The sequence below is a fragment of the Actinoplanes sp. CA-015351 genome (assembly GCF_050955685.1).
GTDB lineage: Bacteria > Actinomycetota > Actinomycetes > Mycobacteriales > Micromonosporaceae > Actinoplanes.
In genome coordinates this window covers 7,708,314-7,726,015 of the sequence record NZ_CP192102.1, presented here as the reverse complement: position 1 = coordinate 7,726,015, position 17,702 = coordinate 7,708,314, and the positions used below count along the sequence as shown (strand labels likewise).

20 protein-coding genes are annotated in these 17,702 nt (G+C 68.8%); 7 read left to right on the top strand and 13 right to left on the bottom strand.

The features are described 5' to 3' along the window. Window positions 1-85: 85 nt before the first annotated feature. The 3 genes from ACQP2E_RS35055 to ACQP2E_RS35045 are packed head-to-tail and all read left to right on the top strand — an operon-like array spanning window position 86 to window position 2,656. Window positions 86-1,039: a G5 domain-containing protein gene (locus tag ACQP2E_RS35055; RefSeq protein ID WP_433827251.1), complete on the top strand. Its 954-nt coding sequence runs from the start codon at window positions 86-88 to the stop codon at window positions 1,037-1,039. A gap of 46 nt (window positions 1,040-1,085) precedes the next feature. Beyond that, a complete protein-coding gene (locus ACQP2E_RS35050) occupies window positions 1,086-1,919 on the top strand; it encodes a nucleotidyltransferase domain-containing protein (RefSeq protein WP_433827250.1) in 834 nt (277 codons plus the stop codon). Then, window positions 1,916-2,656: a Type 1 glutamine amidotransferase-like domain-containing protein gene (locus ACQP2E_RS35045; protein ID WP_433827249.1), complete on the top strand. Its 741-nt coding sequence runs from the start codon at window positions 1,916-1,918 to the stop codon at window positions 2,654-2,656. Before ACQP2E_RS35050 ends, ACQP2E_RS35045 begins: the two co-directional genes overlap by 4 nt. An 8-nt stretch (window positions 2,657-2,664) precedes the next feature. Here ACQP2E_RS35045 and ACQP2E_RS35040 read toward each other — a convergent pair whose 3' ends face one another. The 3 genes from ACQP2E_RS35040 to ACQP2E_RS35030 all read right to left on the bottom strand — a co-directional run bounded on the left by ACQP2E_RS35040 (window position 2,665) and on the right by ACQP2E_RS35030 (window position 3,640). Continuing rightward, entirely contained in the window at window positions 2,665-2,817 is a 153-nt protein-coding gene (locus ACQP2E_RS35040) for a hypothetical protein (RefSeq protein WP_433827248.1), read from the bottom strand. A gap of 124 nt (window positions 2,818-2,941) precedes the next feature. Next, the gene (locus ACQP2E_RS35035; protein ID WP_433827247.1) at window positions 2,942-3,304 is read right to left on the bottom strand and encodes a PH domain-containing protein; all 363 of its coding nucleotides are present in this window, start codon (window positions 3,302-3,304) and stop codon (window positions 2,942-2,944) included. 24 nt (window positions 3,305-3,328) lie between these two features. After that, window positions 3,329-3,640, bottom strand: a complete 312-nt coding sequence (locus ACQP2E_RS35030) for a 4a-hydroxytetrahydrobiopterin dehydratase (protein ID WP_111651861.1) — start codon at window positions 3,638-3,640, stop codon at window positions 3,329-3,331. A 185-nt stretch (window positions 3,641-3,825) separates the two neighbouring features. Between ACQP2E_RS35030 and ACQP2E_RS35025 the strand changes: the two genes are divergently transcribed. Continuing rightward, window positions 3,826-4,263: a (deoxy)nucleoside triphosphate pyrophosphohydrolase gene (locus tag ACQP2E_RS35025; RefSeq protein WP_433827246.1), complete on the top strand. Its 438-nt coding sequence runs from the start codon at window positions 3,826-3,828 to the stop codon at window positions 4,261-4,263. Here ACQP2E_RS35025 and ACQP2E_RS35020 read toward each other — a convergent pair. Beyond that, the gene (locus tag ACQP2E_RS35020) at window positions 4,255-5,793 is read right to left on the bottom strand and encodes a long-chain-fatty-acid--CoA ligase (RefSeq protein WP_433827245.1); all 1,539 of its coding nucleotides are present in this window, start codon (window positions 5,791-5,793) and stop codon (window positions 4,255-4,257) included. The genes ACQP2E_RS35025 and ACQP2E_RS35020 overlap by 9 nt on opposite strands. A 121-nt stretch (window positions 5,794-5,914) precedes the next feature. Here ACQP2E_RS35020 and ACQP2E_RS35015 point away from each other — a divergent pair, with 121 nt between their 5' ends. Genes ACQP2E_RS35015 through ACQP2E_RS35005 form a run of 3 tightly spaced genes read left to right on the top strand, consistent with a single transcriptional unit; the run spans window position 5,915 to window position 9,038 of the window. Further along, window positions 5,915-6,547, top strand: coding sequence for a TetR/AcrR family transcriptional regulator (locus tag ACQP2E_RS35015; RefSeq protein WP_433827244.1), 633 nt, complete (start codon window positions 5,915-5,917; stop codon window positions 6,545-6,547). After that, window positions 6,544-7,953 (top strand): aldehyde dehydrogenase family protein, encoded by a 1,410-nt coding sequence (locus ACQP2E_RS35010; RefSeq protein WP_433827243.1) that lies wholly within the window; start codon window positions 6,544-6,546, stop codon window positions 7,951-7,953. The genes ACQP2E_RS35015 and ACQP2E_RS35010 overlap by 4 nt, the downstream gene beginning before the upstream one ends. Beyond that, the gene (locus ACQP2E_RS35005; RefSeq protein WP_433827242.1) at window positions 7,950-9,038 is read left to right on the top strand and encodes an alcohol dehydrogenase catalytic domain-containing protein; all 1,089 of its coding nucleotides are present in this window, start codon (window positions 7,950-7,952) and stop codon (window positions 9,036-9,038) included. The genes ACQP2E_RS35010 and ACQP2E_RS35005 overlap by 4 nt, the downstream gene beginning before the upstream one ends. A 266-nt stretch (window positions 9,039-9,304) precedes the next feature. On the opposite strand, the gene ACQP2E_RS35000 is transcribed toward ACQP2E_RS35005, so the two are convergent. From ACQP2E_RS35000 to ACQP2E_RS34960, 9 genes are read right to left on the bottom strand one after another with little or no spacing between them, the layout of a single operon-like run. Continuing rightward, window positions 9,305-9,886 carry a TetR/AcrR family transcriptional regulator gene (locus ACQP2E_RS35000; protein ID WP_433827241.1) on the bottom strand — a complete coding sequence of 194 codons (582 nt, stop codon included), beginning with the start codon at window positions 9,884-9,886 and terminating at the stop codon, window positions 9,305-9,307. After that, entirely contained in the window at window positions 9,883-11,088 is a 1,206-nt protein-coding gene (locus ACQP2E_RS34995) for an acyl-CoA dehydrogenase family protein (protein WP_433827240.1), read from the bottom strand. Before ACQP2E_RS34995 ends, ACQP2E_RS35000 begins: the two co-directional genes overlap by 4 nt. 6 nt (window positions 11,089-11,094) lie before the next feature. After that, complete coding sequence (locus tag ACQP2E_RS34990; RefSeq protein ID WP_433827239.1) at window positions 11,095-12,075, bottom strand: phosphotransferase family protein; 981 nt, start codon at window positions 12,073-12,075, stop codon at window positions 11,095-11,097. Next, window positions 12,072-12,848 carry an SDR family oxidoreductase gene (locus tag ACQP2E_RS34985; protein ID WP_433834187.1) on the bottom strand — a complete coding sequence of 259 codons (777 nt, stop codon included), beginning with the start codon at window positions 12,846-12,848 and terminating at the stop codon, window positions 12,072-12,074. The genes ACQP2E_RS34990 and ACQP2E_RS34985 overlap by 4 nt, the downstream gene beginning before the upstream one ends. A 14-nt stretch (window positions 12,849-12,862) precedes the next feature. Next, complete coding sequence (locus ACQP2E_RS34980; RefSeq protein ID WP_433827238.1) at window positions 12,863-13,609, bottom strand: SDR family oxidoreductase; 747 nt, start codon at window positions 13,607-13,609, stop codon at window positions 12,863-12,865. A 46-nt stretch (window positions 13,610-13,655) separates the two neighbouring features. Next, entirely contained in the window at window positions 13,656-14,924 is a 1,269-nt protein-coding gene (locus tag ACQP2E_RS34975; RefSeq protein WP_433827237.1) for an ABC transporter substrate-binding protein, read from the bottom strand. Then, window positions 14,921-15,955, bottom strand: a complete 1,035-nt coding sequence (locus ACQP2E_RS34970; protein WP_433827236.1) for a branched-chain amino acid ABC transporter permease — start codon at window positions 15,953-15,955, stop codon at window positions 14,921-14,923. The genes ACQP2E_RS34975 and ACQP2E_RS34970 overlap by 4 nt, the downstream gene beginning before the upstream one ends. Before the next feature lie 55 nt (window positions 15,956-16,010). Beyond that, window positions 16,011-16,889, bottom strand: coding sequence for a branched-chain amino acid ABC transporter permease (locus tag ACQP2E_RS34965; protein WP_433827235.1), 879 nt, complete (start codon window positions 16,887-16,889; stop codon window positions 16,011-16,013). Then, the gene (locus ACQP2E_RS34960; protein WP_433827234.1) at window positions 16,889-17,608 is read right to left on the bottom strand and encodes an ABC transporter ATP-binding protein; all 720 of its coding nucleotides are present in this window, start codon (window positions 17,606-17,608) and stop codon (window positions 16,889-16,891) included. The genes ACQP2E_RS34965 and ACQP2E_RS34960 overlap by 1 nt, the downstream gene beginning before the upstream one ends. Between the last annotated feature and the right edge of the window lie 94 nt (window positions 17,609-17,702).

Below are 17,702 nucleotides of genomic sequence, written 5' to 3'. Positions count from 1 at the left end.
GGTGATTTGTCTGCGGGCGGTTCCACGTAACAATGCATCGGTGCAAAACCAGACAACTAGTGACTCTCTCCAGCAAATGCTCGAAATGCCACGAAAGTCTTGGTGGGCTCGTCTGCCGTTCGGTGTCCGGATGACCGCGGGCACGACCGCGCTGCTCGTGCTCGTCGGAGGCGGTGTGGCCGGGGTGGCGACCCTGACCGGCGGCGACGACTCGCGAGGTTCGGTCGCGGCCGGTGAGATGGGTGACGCGGGGCAGCCGTCCGACGAGGGCGGCCCGGACCTCGGCGCGCCGGAGCTCGAGGAGAGCCCCGAGGTGGTGAGCCGGGCCGCGGCCGCTGCCGAGCCGCTGCCGAGGCGGCACCTGCCGGCACCGTCGCGCGCGGCCACGACAGCGGCCGAGGCTGATGCCGAGAAGCTCAGCGAGGCCCGGACGAAGGACGAGCACGCGGATCGGACCGGGCCGCGCCTCACGCGTACCCCTGGGAAGGCTTCCTCGGAGAGGGAGTCGCCTCGCCAGGCGGCCGCACCGCCCGCGGCCGCGCAACCGATCGTGACCACCCGGACCGATGTCGAGACGCGGGCGATCCCGTACGACACGCGGGTGATCCGGGATCCGTCGCTGCCCCGGGGCACCCGCATGATCGAGTCGCCGGGCGAGTTCGGCGAGGAGACGCTGAGCTACCTGGTGACGCTGACCGACGGCCGGCCGACTGCCCGGATTCTCACCGGCAGCGAGATCACCCGCGATCCGGAGCCGCGGGTCGTGGTCTTCGGCGCCCGGCGCAAGTGGGACCGCGACTGCGAAGGTCCACTGCGGGTCTGCGTGCCGCTGGGCCGGTCCGCGATCTGCCCGGCGGACGGTTCCGGTGAGGGCATCAAGCAGCCGGCCGACCTGGCCGCGAAGCCCGAGGACGAGGCCGGCGAGCGGCGCGGCGGCCTGCTCGGCACGCCGGTGATCCTGACTCAGGAGGAACTCGGCCTGCTCGACGCGGAAACCCTGGATCGGGTACGCCTCGACACCGCCGGAATGTGTCGATGACCATTGACGATTGCGCCGGGAGGGCCGAGCCGATCACCGTATTGGCATGGCTCTGACCGACGCTGACCTGACCGAGCTCGCTGCCCGGCTGGTCGCCGTGCCCGGTGTGATCGGGGTGGTGCTCGGCGGCAGCCGGGCCCGGGGCACGCACACCCCGGACTCGGACACCGACCTCGGCATCTACTACCGGGCGCCGCTGGACACGGCCGGTCTGCGGATGGTCGCGACCGCCGCCGGCGGCCCGGGCGCCACGGTGACCGAGCCGGGCGGGTGGGGCCCGTGGGTCGACGGCGGCGGCTGGCTCGACATCGGCGGCAGCACGGTCGACTGGATCTACCGGGATCTCGACCGGGTGCACGGCTGCTGGGCGGAGGCCGAGCAGGGCCGTTACGCCTTCCATACGCAGGCCGGCCATCCCCTCGGCGCCGCCGATCACGCGTACCCCGGTGAATTGGCGCTGGGGCGCATCCTGAGTGACCCGACCGGTGAGCTGGCCGCGCTCCAGGGCCGCGTCCGGGTTTATCCGCGGCCGCTTGCGCAGGCGCTGGTCGAAGGGCTGTGGGAGGCCGATTTTCTGATCGGGCTGGCCCGCAAGGCGGTGTCGCGCGGTGACAGCGCCTACGTCTCGGGGTGCCTGTTCCGGCTGGTCGGGGTGTGTACGCACGCACTGCACGGCGCCGCCGGCCAGTGGCTGATCAACGAGAAGGGCGCAGTGGCGGCAGCAGATGCGCTGCCCGGAGCACCGGCGCGGTTCGCGACCCGGGTGGACGCGGTGTTCACGGCGGTGAGCGGTGATCCGCTGCATCTGAGCCTGGCGATCGACCTTGCGGCGGATCTCGTGCTGGAGACCGTCGACGCGTGCGCCATGATGTTGCGGTGACAGCCGACGTTCCCACCATCCTGGCCACAAGTGCGTTTTTCCGGCGTGGCAGCTACGGTCCGATGAGCCTGCGACCCGGCGCGATCCACTACTTCGCCGCGGAGTTGGCGAACGCGCGGAAAGCGCCGAAGATCTGCGTGCTGACCCAGGCGACCGGTGATCCGGAGTCGCGGATCGGCGCGTTCTACGCGGCCTTCGCCGGCAGCGAGTTCACCATGTCGCACCTGCAGCTGTTCCCGATGCCGAACGTCGAGGACATCCGCGCGCACATCCTGGCCCAGGACATCATCTGGGTGGACGGCGGCAGCGTGGCGAACCTCTGCGCGGTGTGGCGGGTGCACGGCCTGGACGAGATCCTGCACGAGGCGTGGCAGGCCGGCGTGGTGATGAGCGGGGTGTCGGCCGGCTCGATCTGCTGGCACGCCGGCGGCAGCACCGACAGTTACGGGCTGAAGCTGCGCGGATTCACCGAAGGGCTGGGCTGGCTGCCGTACAGCAACGGCGTGCACTACGACGCCGAGGAGCAGCGCCGGCCGAAGATGCACGAGCTGATCAGCGACGGGACACTCGGTGACGGGTACGCGACCGACGACGGCGCCGGCCTGGTCTATCGGGGCACCGCGCTCGCTGAGGTGGTCGCCGACCGGGAGGGGCCGCTCGGGTACGAGCTGAAGCGCGCGGCCGACGGTTCGGTGGTCGAGACCGCGCTGCCGACCCGGGTCCTGCCCTCCTTGTAAAACAGGCCCTAGTTCAGAACGATCGTGACCACGCCCACCAGCACCGCGCAGAGCAGGAATGCCGTCGCGAGCAGAGCGTTGCCGAAGCGGTGCGGCGGGCTGGGAAGGACCAGCTCGGCACGGTATCTCTGGGTCTGCGGTCGCTCGAAGTGAGTCAGCACCGGTGATCGCCTCCGGGGATAGAGGGTGCGGTCATCGGTAGCATCCAGCGCCGGGAAATCGGGAAGCAATGGTTACCGGCGGGTAACCATTGCGGATGCCCGAAGTGGCACGTCTCCGGACTGCTCAGGCGGCCCGGCTCAGGATCAGGTTGTGCACGGCGTGCGCCTTGTCGGACCCGCGGAACTCGACCTCGTACACATGGGTGCCCACCGTGATCGCGATGATGCCGGAGGAGAAGAACTGGCCGGCCCAGCTCTTGTTGCTCACCACGCTCACGCTGCTCACCTTGGAGTACGGGATGCTGGTGATGGCGACCCGCTTCCCGACGAAGGACTTGTCCTGCACGATGATCCGGCGGTCGGTGAGACCGATGAACCCGGTGCCCGCACCGATCGCGTCATAGACGGCGATGACCTGCTCGCCCTCGATCAGCCCGCTCTGCACCTGCTCGAGCTGGCCCTTGTTGTCGTACACCACATCGCTCATGCGGCGCAGCGTATCGCCGCTGATCTAGGGCCGGCCCACCACGGTGCGATAGAAATCCTCGATCCGAGCGGCGAGGGTCACCTCACCATCGGTAATCGCCGCGCCGTCGGAGGAGCCGAGGCAGATCTGAGTGTGACCGTCGACCCGGCGGATGCTGGGGCGGATGTGCAGTGTGTCCGCCGCCACCTTGATCCGTTCGGTCAATGCGGCATGCTGACTGTCGTCACAGGGAAGATCCCGCCGGAGCTGCACTCCGTCTCGTGTCCACCCGCTCAGTAACGTGATCGCGTCGCTCAGATAGTCGGCGCCGTTGCTCCGGCGTCGTCTGGACCGCATCTGCCGCACCCCCCTTGGCGTCGTTGCCGGCTTGTGGCCGAACTGTCGCCGTGTCGTCATGGTCGGTGCCCCACAGTTTCGTCCGTTGGGACACAACTGTCCACGCCCACATATCCGTGTTTGCGTGACGATCGGGGCACCAACGGGCAACCTGATCGGTGAACTTTTGTGCGATCTTTGTATCCATGCCGCCGGAACCGAACGTCAAAACCTCGCCATCACCCAGGGTGATCGTAGCGGCGGTGATCATCACCGACGGGCGGGTGCTCGCCTGCCAGCGCAGCGCACCGCCCGAGGCGGCGGGCAAATGGGAATTCCCGGGTGGAAAGGTCGAGTCGGGGGAGACCGACGACCAAGCTCTCGCCCGTGAGTGCGTCGAGGAGCTCGGCGTACGCGTAAAGGTCGGCGAACGGGTCGGACCAGACGTGCCGCTGGCCCACGGCCGTGCCGTACTGCGGGTTTACGCCGTCACCGTGCAGGACGGCGACGTGCCGCAGGCGCTGGAGCACACCTCCATGCGCTGGCTGACCGTGGACCAGCTGGACAGCGTCACCTGGCTGCCCGCCGACAAACCGATCGTCGCGGAGTTGCCCGCGCTACTCGGGGCAGGAAAACTACTCTGAGTACTGCTTACGCAGCTCCCGCTTGAGAACCTTCATGCTGGGCCCGAGCGGGAGCGTCTCGGCGAACCGGATCTGCCGCGGGTACTTGTGCTTGCCGAGCCGTTCCTTGGACCACTCGATCAGCTCCTGCTCGCTGAGGCCCTTGTCCTCCAGGACGACCACGGCGCAGATCTCCTCACCGAGCGTGGCGTCCGGCACCCCGATCACCGCGACCTGCTGAATCGCCGGGTGCCGGGCCAGGACCTCCTCCACCTCGCGCGGGTAGACGTTGAACCCGCCGCGGATGACCAGGTCCTTGGTCCGGTCGACGATACGGATGAAGCCCTCGTCGTCCTTCGCGCCCAGGTCACCGGTACGGAACCAGCCGTCGACCAGGGCCTCGGCGGTCGCCTCCGGCCGGTTCAGGTAACCGGCGAAGACGTTGTGGCCGCGGATCACGATCTCGCCGAGCTCGCCGGTCGGTACGAACTCGATGCGCTCCGGGATCTCCGGCCGGGCGATCTCCACGTCGACGCCCCAGATCGGGTGTCCGACGGTGCCCGGCTTCGCGCCGAACACCGGCTGGTTCGTGGTGGCGGTCGGTGAGGTCTCGGAGAGCCCGTACCCCTCCCAGATCGGTGAGCCGAACGCTTCGGCGAACTTCTCCAGCACCGCGACCGGCAGTGAGGCGCCGCCGGACACGCAGAGCTTGAGTTTCGGCAGCACCGCGGCTTTCGGCGCGGCCTCCAGCAGGCCGATGTACATCGTCGGCACGCCGTGGAAGATCGTCACGTTCTCCCGGATCATCAGCTCGATCGCGGCCTCGCCGGAGAAGCGCGGCAGCAGCACGAGCGTGCCGCCGAGACGGAACGTCGCGTTCATGCCGACGGTCTGGCCGAACGTGTGGAACAGCGGCAGGCAGCCGAGCACCACGTCGTCGCCGGTCAGCGGGTGCACGTCGAAGACGTTGACGGCCGCGTTCATCACCAGGTTGAGGTGGGTGAGCAGGGCGCCCTTCGGCTTGCCGGTGGTGCCGCTGGTGTAGAGGATCACCGCGACGTCCTCGGCCTGGGTGGTCGCGTACGTGACCAGCGGCTCGACCTTCGCTGATATCTCTTCGAGCCGGGCCGGTGGGTTCGGAAGCTCGGCCGGAAGCGGGCCGACGTTCACCAGCTTGGTGCCGGTGGCGTGTGCCGCGGCCCCGCCGGCCTGCAGGAACGCGGAATGCGTGACCAGCAGGTCGGCCTGGCTGTCGGTGAGGACATAACCGACCTCCTCCGGCGTGAGGAGCAGCGAGACCGGCACGATCCGGGCACCGACCGCGAGGGCCGCGTAGTAGACCCGCGGGAAGTCCCCGACGTTCGGGATCATCACGGCGATCGTGTCGCCCCGCTTGATGCCGAGCTCCTGGAGGCCCGCCGCGTACGCCCTGGTCTGTGCCCAGAGTTCGCGGTAGGTGATGCGCTCACCGCCGGCGTCGACGATCGCCACCTTGTCGGGATGCCGGCGTGCGGCCTCGGCCAGAACGGTCGCCAGCGACAGCGTCGTCATGCTGAACCTCCTTGAAACAAACACAGTGATGTAGGTCGCAGTTCTGCCTAAACTAGCGGTGTAAGTTTTTACACGTCCAGTGCTGATTTCGTAATTTCGCTTCGTGACCCAGGGAGTTCGGATGGCTCGGCCCCGGCAGGCGCTGCTCACCCGGGAGCGCATCGTCGAGGCGGCGGCCGCGCTGATCGACGCGGAAGGCCTGGACGCGCTCTCGATGCGGCGGCTCGCCACCGAGCTCGGCGTGCAGGGTCCGTCGCTCTACAACCACTTCGCCACCAAGGCGGAGATCGTCGACGCGGTGGCCGAGTCGGTGGTCGCGCAGGTCGACATCGACGTCTTTCACCGCGGTGACTGGCGCGAGGCGCTGCGGCTTTGGGCGAAGTCGTACCACGCGGTGCTCACCGCGCATCCGAACATCGTTCCGGTGCTGGCCACCGGTCCCGGGCGCCGGCCGGCCGGTCTGGCGATGGCCGAGGCGGTCTACGGCGCGCTGCTGGATGCCGGATGGTCGCGAGCCCGGGCCACCCACATCGGCGCGCTGATGCGCTACCTGATCACCGGCTCGGCGCTCGGATCCTTCGCGCTGGGCTTCGACGCGGACCCGGGGCTCTACGACGAGCGCTATCCGCACCTGCACCGCGCCCATGAACTCGCGGCACACCGTGACGCGGTCGACGAGGGCGCATTCGAACTGGGGCTGGACCTGTTGATCGCCGGCCTCACCGAACGCTACGACCAGGGGGTACGCCGATGACGTCGGTATTCCGTGATCAGCTCTACATCGGCGGCCAGTGGGTGCCGCCGGAGTCCGCCGAGCGGATCGAAGTGGAGAACCCGTACACCGAGGAGGTCTTCGGGCACGTGCCCGCGGGCACCGCTGAGGACGTGAACCTCGCTGTCTCCGCGGCTCGCCAGGCCTTCGAGGGCTGGGCCGCGACGCCGGCCGGTGAGCGCGGCGCGGCGCTGGGGCGCCTGCACCAGGCCCTCGCGGCGCGCGCCGGCGAGATCGCCGAGACCGTCGGGCGCGAGCTCGGCACGCCTCTCAAGATCGCGAAGGCGGTCCAGGCAGGACTTCCGCTCACGGTCCTTTCCGGGTACGCCGAAATGGCCGCCCGCCCCGAGCCGGACGAGACGATCGGAAACTCGCTCGTCGTCCACGAGCCGGCCGGGGTGGTCGGCGCGATCACCCCGTGGAACTACCCCCTGCATCAGGTGGTGGCGAAAGTCGCCGGGGCCCTGGCCGCAGGCTGCACCGTGGTGCTCAAACCGAGCGAGCTGACGCCCCTGGTGGCCTGTCTGCTCGCCGACGCGGCACATGAGTCGGGCCTGCCGGCCGGCGTCCTCAACCTGGTCACCGGCACCGGCCAGGCGGTCGGCGCGTCGATCGCCGGGCACCCGGACGTCGACCTGGTCTCGTTCACCGGCTCCACTGCGACCGGCCGGGCCATCTCGCACGCGGCCGCCGACCGGATCGCCAAGGTCTCCCTGGAGCTGGGCGGCAAGTCCGCCAACGTGATCCTCGCCGACGCCGACGTGGTCAGGGCCGTGAAGGTCGGTGTCGGCAACGCGTTCCTCAACTCCGGCCAGACGTGCACGGCGTGGACCCGGATGCTGGTGCACCGCGACCTCTACGACGAGGCGGTGGAACTGGCCGCCAAGACCGCCGCCGGTTACACACTGGGTGACCCCTTCGACCCCGCGACCCGGCTCGGCCCGCTGGTCTCCGCAGCCCAGCAGAATCGGGTACGCGGATTCATCTCACGTGCGACAGCGAGGCTGGTCGCCGGTGGTCTGGACGCACCGCTGCCGGCCACCGGGCACTTCGTGGCGCCGACCGTCTTCGCCGACGTCGACCCGGACAGCGAGCTGGCCCAGGAGGAGATCTTCGGCCCGGTCCTCTCGATCATCCCCTTCGACTCCGACGACGAGGCCGTGGCGATCGCCAACAACTCGAAGTACGGCCTGGCCGGCGCGGTCTGGGGCTCCGACGAGCGGGCTCTTGCCGTGGCCCGGCGGCTGCGCACCGGAGCCGTCGACGTGAACGGTGGCTCGTTCAACCCGTTCGCGCCGTTCGGCGGTTACAAGCAGTCCGGCATCGGCCGGGAGCTGGGCGCGTACGGCCTGGCGGAATTCCAGCAGGTGAAGGCCATTCAGCGATGACCCATTACATGACCGGCCTGGTCGTGCGGACCGAAGGCACCCCGGCCGAGCTCGTCGAGCTGCGGCTCCCCGAGATCGGCCCGGGCCAGGTACGCGTGAAGATCCGCGCGGCCGGCGTCTGCCACTCCGACCTCTCGATGATCAACGGCACGCTCCGGCCGCCGCACCCGCTGGTGCTCGGCCACGAGGCGGCCGGCGAGGTCGTGGAGGTGGGCGAGCACGTCACCCGGACGTCCGTCGGCGACCACGTGGTGCTGAACTGGCAGCCGGCCTGCCGGACCTGCTGGTTCTGCGAGAACGGCGAGCCGTGGCTCTGCTCCACTTCGCACGGTGTCGCCGCGCTGGAGAACGGCATGACTCTCGACGACGCTCCGGTGCACGTGACGCTCGGCGTGGGCGCGTTCGCGGAGCAGGTCGTCGTGCCGGAGAACGCCGTCATCTCCGTACCGTCGTCGCTGGGTTTTGATCTGGCCGCTCTGCTGGGGTGTGCGGTTCTGACCGGAACCGGCGCGATCCGCAACACCGCGCAGGTCAAGCCCGGTGAATCGGTGCTGGTCATCGGGCTGGGTGGAGTGGGACTGTCGGCAGTCGCGGCAGCCCGCGCGGCCGGTGCCGGCCAGGTGATCGCGGTCGACGTCAGCGAGGCGAAAAAGGGCCTCGCCGAGGCGGCCGGCGCCACTGATTTCGTGGTGTCCTCGGAAAACCTGTCCAAGGAGATCCGCTCCCGCACGTCCCGGCGCGGCGTCGACCACGCCATCGAGTGCGTGGGCCGTGCGTCGACGATCCGGGCGGCGTGGCGAGCCACCCGTTCCGGCGGCCAGGTCACCGTGGTCGGGATGGGCGCGGCCGACGACATGGTCCAGCTGAGCGCTCTGGAGATCTTCAGCTCGGCGCGGATCCTGCGGGCGTCGGTCTACGGCCAGGCGGACACCGACCTGGAGGTCCCGGCCCTGGCGCGAGCTGTGCTGGCCGGCGAGCTGAACCTGGACTTCCTGGTGACCGACCGGATCGGCCTGGCCGACGTGCCGGCCGCCTTCGACCGCATGAGCCGGGGCGAGGGCGCCCGCTCAGTGGTCGAGTTCTGACCCGAGCTCACTGCTGCCTCAGCGTATGCGAGGCAGCAGTGAGCCTGCTGGCCGGATGCGCTGGCGCTGCTGCTGACCACCTGCGCGGACCTGCGAGATCTTGGCGAGACCGGGATCGGATCGTCGGGGCCGGGTCGGTGACCTGGTCGCATCCGCCTGCGCAACGCTCGTCCTCGGGGGCCAAGTGCTTGATGACGCCCACACCCGTTGCGGGTGTGGTTACACCCGCAACGGGTGTGGCGTTCTATCAACACATATGGCCCTGGCTAGGCCGGCGCCAGCAGGGCTGTGACGGATCGGTGGAGGGCTGACTGGGCTGTCTCCACCGGCATCTCCATCACGTCGCGCCAGGTTGACCAGGTCGGCCACTGGCTGATCGACGTCAGGGCGTTCAGCAACTCCTCGTCCTGGCCGATCTCGGTGGCGAACGTGGTGGTCAGCTCGTCGCGTACCCGGGCGACATGCAGCCTGCGGTAGTGCTGCAACCCGGCTGAGAAAGGTTCCTTGAGTGCGGAGGCCCGCGCCGCGGGCCCGATCTCCTCCAGCAGGCGGGCTCGCTGCTCGCAGAACGCCGCGATCCGCTCGGTCAGCGGCAGATCGGCGGGAACCGGCTGGTACGAGGTGTCCCGCTGGTCAAGCACCCGCTGACCACTAGCGGTCATCAGGGCTTCCATGTCGGCGAAGTGGCTCCACAGGGCGCGCAGTGACACCCCGGCCAGTTTGGCGATCCGGTCCGCGGTGGGGCGCAGGTCGCCTTCGCCGATCAGGCGGAGGTGGGCGTCCACGATCGCGTTGCGGGTCCGTTCGGACCGGGCGGTGCGACCGTCGACACGGGGCGGTGTCGTCACGAACCACTCCGGTAACGCTTCAGCTCGCGGTGCGCCAGCGATCGCTTGTGTACTTCGTCCGGGCCGTCGGCGAGGCGCAGCGTGCGCGCGGACGCCCAGAGCGCTGCGAGCGGGGTGTCCTGGCTGGTCCCGGCGGCGCCGTGGGCCTGGATCGCCTTGTCGAGGATCCACTCGACGGTCGACGGCACCACGATCTTGATGGCCTGGATCTCGGTGTGCGCGCCCTTGTTGCCGACGGTGTCCATCAGCCAGGCGGCCTTGAGCACCAGCAACCGGGCCTGCTCGATCCGGACCCGGGACTCGGCGATCCAGTCCTGGACGACGCCCTGCTCGGCGAGGGGTTTGCCGAACGGCGTACGCGACAGCGCCCGAAGGCAGAGCAGTTCCAGAGCCCGCTCGGCCATCCCGATGAGCCGCATGCAGTGGTGGATCCGCCCCGGTCCGAGCCGGGCCTGCGAGATGGCGAAACCGCCGCCCTCCTCGCCGATCAGGTTGGTGGCCGGTACGCGTACGTTCTCGAAGATGATCTCGGCATGCCCGCCGTGGTCTCCATCGGTGTAACCGAAAACGGTCATGCCGCGGGAGACCGTGACGCCGGGGGTGTCCCGCGGAACCAGGATCTGGCTCTGCTGCACATGCCGGGCGGCGTCCGGGTCGGTCTTGCCCATCACGATGAAGATCTTGCAGTTCGGGTTCATCGCGCCGGTGATGTAGAACTTGCGCCCATTGATGACGTAGTCGTCGCCGTCGCGCTCGATCCGGGTGCCGATGTTTGTGGCGTCGGAGGAGGCGACCTGCGGCTCGGTCATCGCGAACGCGGACCTGATCTCCCCGGCCAGCAGCGGCTTGAGCCAGCGTTCCTGCTGCTCAGGGCTGCCGAACTCGGCGAGGACCTCCATGTTGCCGGTGTCCGGCGCGGCACAGTTCAGCGCGGCCGGGGCGATGCCCGGGCTGCGGCCGGTGATCTCGGCGAGCGGCGCGTACTGGAGGTTGGTCAGGCCGGCGCCGTGCTCGCCGGGCAGGAAGAGGTTCCAGAGGCCGGCCTCTTTCGCGGCGGCCTGCAACGAGGCCAGCGCTGCCGGCGGCTCCCAGCTGCCGTCAGCGGTGTGAAAAGCGGACTCTGCCGGATACACGTACTCGTCCATGAAGGCGAGCAACCTCTTGCGGTAATCCTCAGTCTTCGCGTCGTACTCGAAGTCCATGGGAATTCAGTGTCCTTCCAGCGCTCGATGGCCCTGCTCGATCAGTTCGGGCACCATCGCGCCGACGGTGTCGAAACCGGCGCCGACGGTCTGGCCCTTGGTAAATCGGTAGTGCACGCCCTCGAGGATGACGGCGAGCTTGAACGCGGCGAAACCGACGTACCAGTGCAGGTCGCTGACGTCGCGGCCGCTGCGTCCGGCGTACCGGGTGGCCATCTCGTCGAGGGAGGGGTGGCCGTCGATGTCGGTCGGTGCGATCGGCTTGCCGTCGCGGAAGAGCAGCGGCCGGCCGGCGTAGACGAGCATCAGGGCAAGGTCGCTGAGCGGGTCGCCCAGTGTGGACATCTCCCAGTCGAGCACCGCCTTGACCTGCAGCGACGGGCCGATCAGCACGTTGTCGAGGCGGAAGTCGCCGTGCACCACGGCGCCGGGGCCACCGGCCGGGATGTCGATGGCGAGCCGGGCGTGCAGCTCCTCGATGCCGGAGAGGTCACGGCTGCGGGACGCGTCGAGTTGCTTCTTCCACCGGCGGACCTGGCGTTCGTTGAATCCCTCGGGGCGGCCGAAGTCGCCGAGCCCGATCTTCTCCGGGTCGAGGGCGTGCAGGTCGGCGAGCGTGTCGACGAGCCGGAGCGTCAACTCTTCAAGATCGACGGCAGCCAGGTCGTCGGCATCTCGGTAGATATGTCCATCAACGTGTTCCATGAGATAGAACGGAGCACCGATGACCGAAATATCGTCGCAAATGCGCACCGGCGCCGGCACCGGGAAGCCCGTGGCCGACAGGGCGGACAAAACCCGATATTCCCGGACCATGTCGTGCGCGGTCGGCAGCACGTGCCCGAGCGGCGGCCGCCGCAACACCCACCGGTTCGACCCGTCGGTCACGGCGTAGGTCAGGTTCGACCGCCCACCCGCGAACATCGTCGCCGTCAGCGGTGGACTGTCCAGATAGGCCTGAAGCTTCGAAAGATCAAGGCCTTTCATGACGACGCCGCCTCGAAACCACGCTGCATCTTGTTCATGCCACCCAGCCAACGGTCCGGATCGCCCGCGCGCAAGCGGTAGTAGTCCGCGACTTCGGCGTGCGGCAGGATCAGGAAGTTGCTGCCGCCGAGCGACTCGGCGACCAGGTCGGCCACGGCCTCGGGCGCGAGCGCGCCCTCGGCGAGGACCGCGGCGCTGCCACTGCCGCGCTCGTTGCCCCGGGTCAGCATGTCGGTACGCACACCCTGCGGGCAGAGCGCCTGCACGACCAGACCCCGGTGCGCGTACGTGGCGCGGAGCCATTCGGCGTACGCAAGGGCCGCGTGTTTGGTGACCGAGTAGGTCGCGCTGCCCAGAAGGGTGAGCAGGCCGGCCGCGCTCACCGTGATGAGCAGGCGCTTCGGCGAGCCGCTGTCGAGCCAGCGGGGCAGCAGCGCCCGGCTCACATAGACGTGCGACATCACGTTCACGCCGAAGTCGCGCTGCCACTGCGCGTCCGGGGTGTTCTCGTCGCCGGACGACAGCACGCCGGCGTTCGAGCAGAACAGGTCGATCCCGCCGAGCTCGGCGAAAGCGGTGTCGATCAGATGCTGGACGTCGGTCTCGCTGGCGGCGTCGCCGGGCACCGCGATGCCACCGATCTCGCCGGCGACCGTGCGGGCCGCGTCGGCGTTCAGGTCGTTGACCACGACCCGGGCGCCCTCGGCGGCGAACTTACGGGCGAGGGCGGCGCCGATCCCGCCACCGGCGCCGGTGACGACAACCCGCTTCAGCTGATCATCCCGGGTCACTGGACGTTCCCGGTGAGGGTGATGCCACCGTCGAGCACGATGGTCTGCCCGGTGATCCAGGCGGCGTCCGCCGAGCAGAGGAACGCCACGGTGCCGGCCACGTCGTCGGTGTTGCCGAGCCGGGCCAGCGGATATGTCGCCGCCACCTGCTCCTCGCGGCCCTCGTACAGCGCGGAGGCGAACCGCGTTTTCACGACAGCCGGAGCGACCGCGTTGACCCGGATCTTCGGGGCCAGCTCGATGGCGAGTTCCTCGGTGAGGTGGATCAGCGCGGCCTTGGTGGTGCCGTAGAACCCGATGCCGGGCGCCGGGCGTACGCCGGAGACCGACGAGATGTTCACGATCGAACCGCCGGCCGAACCGAGCCCGCCGCGCAGCGCTTCCTGCACCCAGCCGAGCGTGCCGATCAGGTTGACCTCGGCCATCTTGCGGGCGGCACCCAGATCGAGGGTGGCGAGCGGCCCGTACGCCGGGTTGATCCCGATGTTGTTGATCAATGTGGTGATCGTGCCGAACCGGTCGGTGACCGTGTCGATCACGGCGGCCCGGTGGGCCGGGTCGTCACCCTTGCCGGCGACGCCGAGCGCCACCTCGGGGCCGCCGAGTTCCTTCACGGCGGCATCGAGAGCGTCGGCGTCGCGGCCGGTGACACAGACTTTCGCGCCCTGCGCGACGAAGCGTTGCGCGATGGCGAACCCGATTCCCCGGCTGGCTCCGGTCACGATCGCTACCTGGTCCGCCATCGCTACAACCTCCTGAAGTCTTGTTTATGCAGAGTGAGTGCAGATACTACGCGGCCGGTACGCCGTTGGACGGCGGCGTCACGACCTGGGCAGTGTGCGGAGCGACAGCGCCCTCAGCGTCGTCGGTGGTGTACGCGGTACCGAAGAAGACCGCCTTACCCCCTTCGATCTTGGTGAGCTGCGTTCCGCCGTACCCGGCATGATCCGTGGCCGAGAAGCGCAGCGGAACCAATCCGGGTCCTCCGAAGCCGTTCTTCTTGACCGCCTCGACGATCCCGTCGCGGGTCAGGTCCTTGCCCGCGGCCTGCAGCGACTGCACGAACAGGTACGCCACCGACATGCCGTAGACGACGTTGTTGTCGAACTCGGCGCCGTTGTTGTACTCCGTGTTGACCTTCTTGAAGAGCGAGATCCACGGGTTGGCCTCGTCCGTGCTCAGCGGCAGGTAGTTCGCCGCCACCAGGCCCTCCATCAGCGGGGCGGCGGCACCGAGGGCCTTGCCGACGGTGGTCGGGTCAGCGCCAACGTTACTCACCACGAACTGCGGTTTGAAGGCGATCTTCGCGGCCGTTCCGATCGACAGCGCGGTGAAGCCGGGGATGGTCGCCAGCACGACGACCTCACAGCCGGCCGCCTTGAACTGGCCGAACTGCGGTCCGACGTTCGGGTTGCTCGTCACGTACGTGCCCTTGGCCGCGACCGTGCCGACGACCTTCTCCAGGCCGAGCAGGCTGTCCCGGCCGAAGTCGTCGTCCTGGCCGAGGAAGCAGACCTTCTTGCCGGCCAGGTTGTCCTTCACGTACGTACCGAGGATCTTGCCTTCGACGGTGTAGTCGGGGTTGAAGCCGAACGTGCCCGGATATTTGTCGGGCTGGTTCCAGCTGCGGCTGCCGCTCGCCACGAACAGGTCGGGAACCCGGTTGGTCTTCAGGAAGTCCAGGACACCGGTGTGCGTCGGGGTGCCGAGGCCGTTGAGGACCGCGAACACCTTGTCCTGCAGCACCAGCTCACGGACCACCTGCTGGGTGGTCGCCGGGTTGTAGCCGTCGTCCTTGACCTTGTACGTGATCTTGCGGCCGTGCACGCCGCCATTCGCGTTCACGAAGTCGAAGTACGCCTTGGTGGCCGGCGAGATGCTGGCGTACCCGGCGGCTGCCGGACCGGTCAGCGGCTGGTGGGTTCCCACCACGACCTCGGTGTCGGTCACCCCCGGCACGTCGGCGCCGCTGGTTCCACCGCCGCCATCGCCATCGTCGCTGCAGCCTGCGGCGAGCAGCACGACCGCGGCGACGAACGCTGTCGTTATGCGTTTCATCGTTGCCTCCTGAATCTGCGGATGAAGGTGAAGCGGATGGATGCGAGGCCCCCCGGTGCGGCGAGCATCACGACGATGAGCACCACGCCGAAGACGACAAGGGCGAGGTTCCCTTCGAGTCGATGAGAGCCGGTCTGTTCGGCGACCGACTGGGCGAACGTGGGGAGGGCGACCAGCAGGATCGCGCCGAGCAGAGCGCCGAACAGGCTGCCCAGGCCGCCGATCACGATCGCCATGACGAGGAAGAGGGAGAGCGTCAGCGGGAACGCGCCCGGCGACACGCTCTGCGCGAGCACGGCGAACAGGGCGCCGGACACACCGGCGCAGACAGCGCTCACCACAAAAGCCAGGACCTGGGTACGCGCGACGTTGACGCCGGCGAGCTTCGCGGCGGTCTCGTCGTCGCGTACCGCCCGTAGCCGCCGCCCGAACGCGCCGCGTACCAGGAAGGCCAGCAGCAGCACGGTGAGCAGCGCGCCGGTCCACGCCAGCCAGGCCTGCCAGCGTTCCATCGGGATCGTCCCGGGCGGCGGGTCGAGCACCACCGACAGGCCCTGATCACTGTTGAACGTCTCGTCGAACGTGCTGGTCACCGACGGGACCACGATCGCGACGGCGAGTGTCAGACCCGCCAGGTAGGGACCGCGCAGCCGGGCCGCGGCCAGCCCGATCACCGCGCCGGCCACAGTGGTCACCACGATCGCCACGACGAAGCTGAGCGGCAGGCTGAGCCATGTGTTCTGGGTCAGCGCGAAGGCGTACGCGCCGGTTGCCATCAGCGCGCCGTGCCCGAGGCTGAGCTGGCCGTTCAGTCCGGTGAGGACGGTCAGCCCGGCGGTCACACAGAAGTAGGCGCCGACCGTCGCGAGCTGATAGTTCCGGAACGGCTCCAGCGTGTAACTCAGAATCAGAACCAAAACCCCGCCGGCCAGGATCGTGGCGATCGGAGCGAGGCGGCTTCCGGTCCGGGGTCGCTTCAAGCCCTCCGTGGGTACGGGTCTCGCGCTCGCCTTCGTCTTCATATCCGTCATGCTGAGCCACCTCCGGCATGCCCTCCTGGCCCTTGCTTCGCTGCGGTGCAGTCCGTCATGCCACCCTCGCCTTCGAGCTGGAGAAGAGCCCGCCCGGCTTACCGAGAAGCACGACCACGAGCAGGAGCAGCACGGCCATCGGAGCGACGGTCGGTTCGACGTAACCGCTGACGTACGAGAGCAGCAGCCCGACGATCAGCCCGCCGGTGACCGCGCCGATCGGACTGTCCAGGCCACCGACGACCGCGGCGGTGAACGCGGAGATGAACACCACGTCCATCGCTGTCGGATGAAGTCCCAGCTCGGTGGGGACCACGAGCATCCCGGCCAGCGAACCGACCGCCGAGGCGAGTGCCCAGCCGAGCGTCAGCATCCCGCCGACCGACACGCCGAGCAGGCGAGACACATCCGGAGCGAATGCTGCTGCTCGCATCCGCAGCCCTATCGGCGTACGGGTGAAAAGAAGAGTGAGTGAAGCGACCACCGCGCCCACCGCGGCGAAAACGAACAGGTCATAGCGGGAGAGCAGTGCGATTCCGCCGATTTCGAAGGCGTCCCGGCTGAACGGCGTCTCGACCGGGTGGAACTCGCTGCCGTAGATGATGCCGAGCACGCCCTGGATCACCAGGACCAGGCCGAGCGCCACCACCACGCCGTTCAGCGGCGACGAGTGATCGACGAACCGCATCACCACCCGCTCGACGATCACGCCGAGCGCCAGCCCGGCCACCAGCGCCGCCACGAACCCGAGCCAGTACGACCCGGTCGCGCTGGTGACCGAGTACGCCACGTAGACGGCGGCGACAGCCATCGCGCCCTGCGCAAAGTTCACAATCCGGGCGGCCCGCCAGATCAGCACCAGAGCCAGCGCGAACGCCGCGTAGACAGCGCCCCGGCTCAGCCCGTCGAAGGTCAGATAGACGAATTGGTTCATCAGAACCCCAGGTACGCGTGTCGGAGATCGGCGTCGTCGCGCAGCGCCGCGGCCTTGTTGCGGGTCACCACCCGGCCGAGGGCGAGCACCACACCCTCGTCCGCGATGGACAGTGCGCTGCGCACGTTCTGCTCCACGAGCAGAACCGCGAGACCCTTCCTTTTTTGTAGATCGCGCAGGAGCGCCATGATCTGCGCGGTGATCTTCGGAGCGAGGCCCAGCGAAGGCTCGTCCAGCAGCAGCAACTTCGGCCCGCTCACCAGCGCCCGGCCCAGCGCCAGCATCTGCCGCTCCCCGCCGGAGAGCTGGTGCCCGGCGGAGGCACGCCGTTGTGCCAACGCCGGGAACAGCTCGTACACCTCGTCGAGGGCACGTTTCGCGTCGGCCTGATCGCGTCGCCACAGGCCGCCGAGCCGGAGATTTTCGTCGACGGTCAGCTCGGTGACCACGCCACGTCCCTCCGGGACGTGCGCGATACCTCGCCGTACCATTTGCTCGACCTTGGTGCCTTTCAGGTCCTCGCCGTCGAAGACGACGCGGCCGCCGGTGGTCCGGACCAGGCCGGAGAGGGTACGCAACAGCGTGGTCTTGCCGGCACCGTTGGCACCCAGGACGGCGACGATCTCTCCGGGTTGGACGCTGAGGAACACATCGTGCAGGACGGGCGCCGCGCCGTACCCGGCAGTGAGTCCTTCGACCTGGAGCAGTGCGCTGCTCATGCCGTGCCTCCTGCGGTGTCTCCTGCGGTGTCTCCTGCCATCGACGTGACTCCTCCGGTCGTTTCGTGAAATTTCGGGTACGGCGAGGGGAGCC

Bases quoted from the DNA above. Each gene is read 5' to 3' on its own strand.
- ACQP2E_RS35055 (WP_433827251.1), top strand. From the start codon at position 86: ATGCCACGAAAGTCTTGGTGGGCTCGTCTGCCGTTCGGTGTCCGGATG.
- ACQP2E_RS35050 (WP_433827250.1), top strand. From the start codon at position 1,086: ATGGCTCTGACCGACGCTGACCTGACCGAGCTCGCTGCCCGGCTGGTC.
- ACQP2E_RS35035 (WP_433827247.1), bottom strand. From the start codon at position 3,304: ATGAGCGATGTGGTGTACGACAACAAGGGCCAGCTCGAGCAGGTGCAG.
- ACQP2E_RS35030 (WP_111651861.1), bottom strand. From the start codon at position 3,640: ATGCGGTCCAGACGACGCCGGAGCAACGGCGCCGACTATCTGAGCGAC.
- ACQP2E_RS35025 (WP_433827246.1), top strand. From the start codon at position 3,826: ATGCCGCCGGAACCGAACGTCAAAACCTCGCCATCACCCAGGGTGATC.
- ACQP2E_RS35020 (WP_433827245.1), bottom strand. From the start codon at position 5,793: ATGACGACGCTGTCGCTGGCGACCGTTCTGGCCGAGGCCGCACGCCGG.
- ACQP2E_RS35015 (WP_433827244.1), top strand. From the start codon at position 5,915: ATGGCTCGGCCCCGGCAGGCGCTGCTCACCCGGGAGCGCATCGTCGAG.
- ACQP2E_RS35010 (WP_433827243.1), top strand. From the start codon at position 6,544: ATGACGTCGGTATTCCGTGATCAGCTCTACATCGGCGGCCAGTGGGTG.
- ACQP2E_RS35005 (WP_433827242.1), top strand. From the start codon at position 7,950: ATGACCCATTACATGACCGGCCTGGTCGTGCGGACCGAAGGCACCCCG.
- ACQP2E_RS34995 (WP_433827240.1), bottom strand. From the start codon at position 11,088: ATGGACTTCGAGTACGACGCGAAGACTGAGGATTACCGCAAGAGGTTG.
- ACQP2E_RS34990 (WP_433827239.1), bottom strand. From the start codon at position 12,075: ATGAAAGGCCTTGATCTTTCGAAGCTTCAGGCCTATCTGGACAGTCCA.
- ACQP2E_RS34980 (WP_433827238.1), bottom strand. From the start codon at position 13,609: ATGGCGGACCAGGTAGCGATCGTGACCGGAGCCAGCCGGGGAATCGGG.
- ACQP2E_RS34975 (WP_433827237.1), bottom strand. From the start codon at position 14,924: ATGAAACGCATAACGACAGCGTTCGTCGCCGCGGTCGTGCTGCTCGCC.
- ACQP2E_RS34970 (WP_433827236.1), bottom strand. From the start codon at position 15,955: ATGACGGATATGAAGACGAAGGCGAGCGCGAGACCCGTACCCACGGAG.
- ACQP2E_RS34965 (WP_433827235.1), bottom strand. From the start codon at position 16,889: ATGAACCAATTCGTCTATCTGACCTTCGACGGGCTGAGCCGGGGCGCT.
- ACQP2E_RS34960 (WP_433827234.1), bottom strand. From the start codon at position 17,608: ATGAGCAGCGCACTGCTCCAGGTCGAAGGACTCACTGCCGGGTACGGC.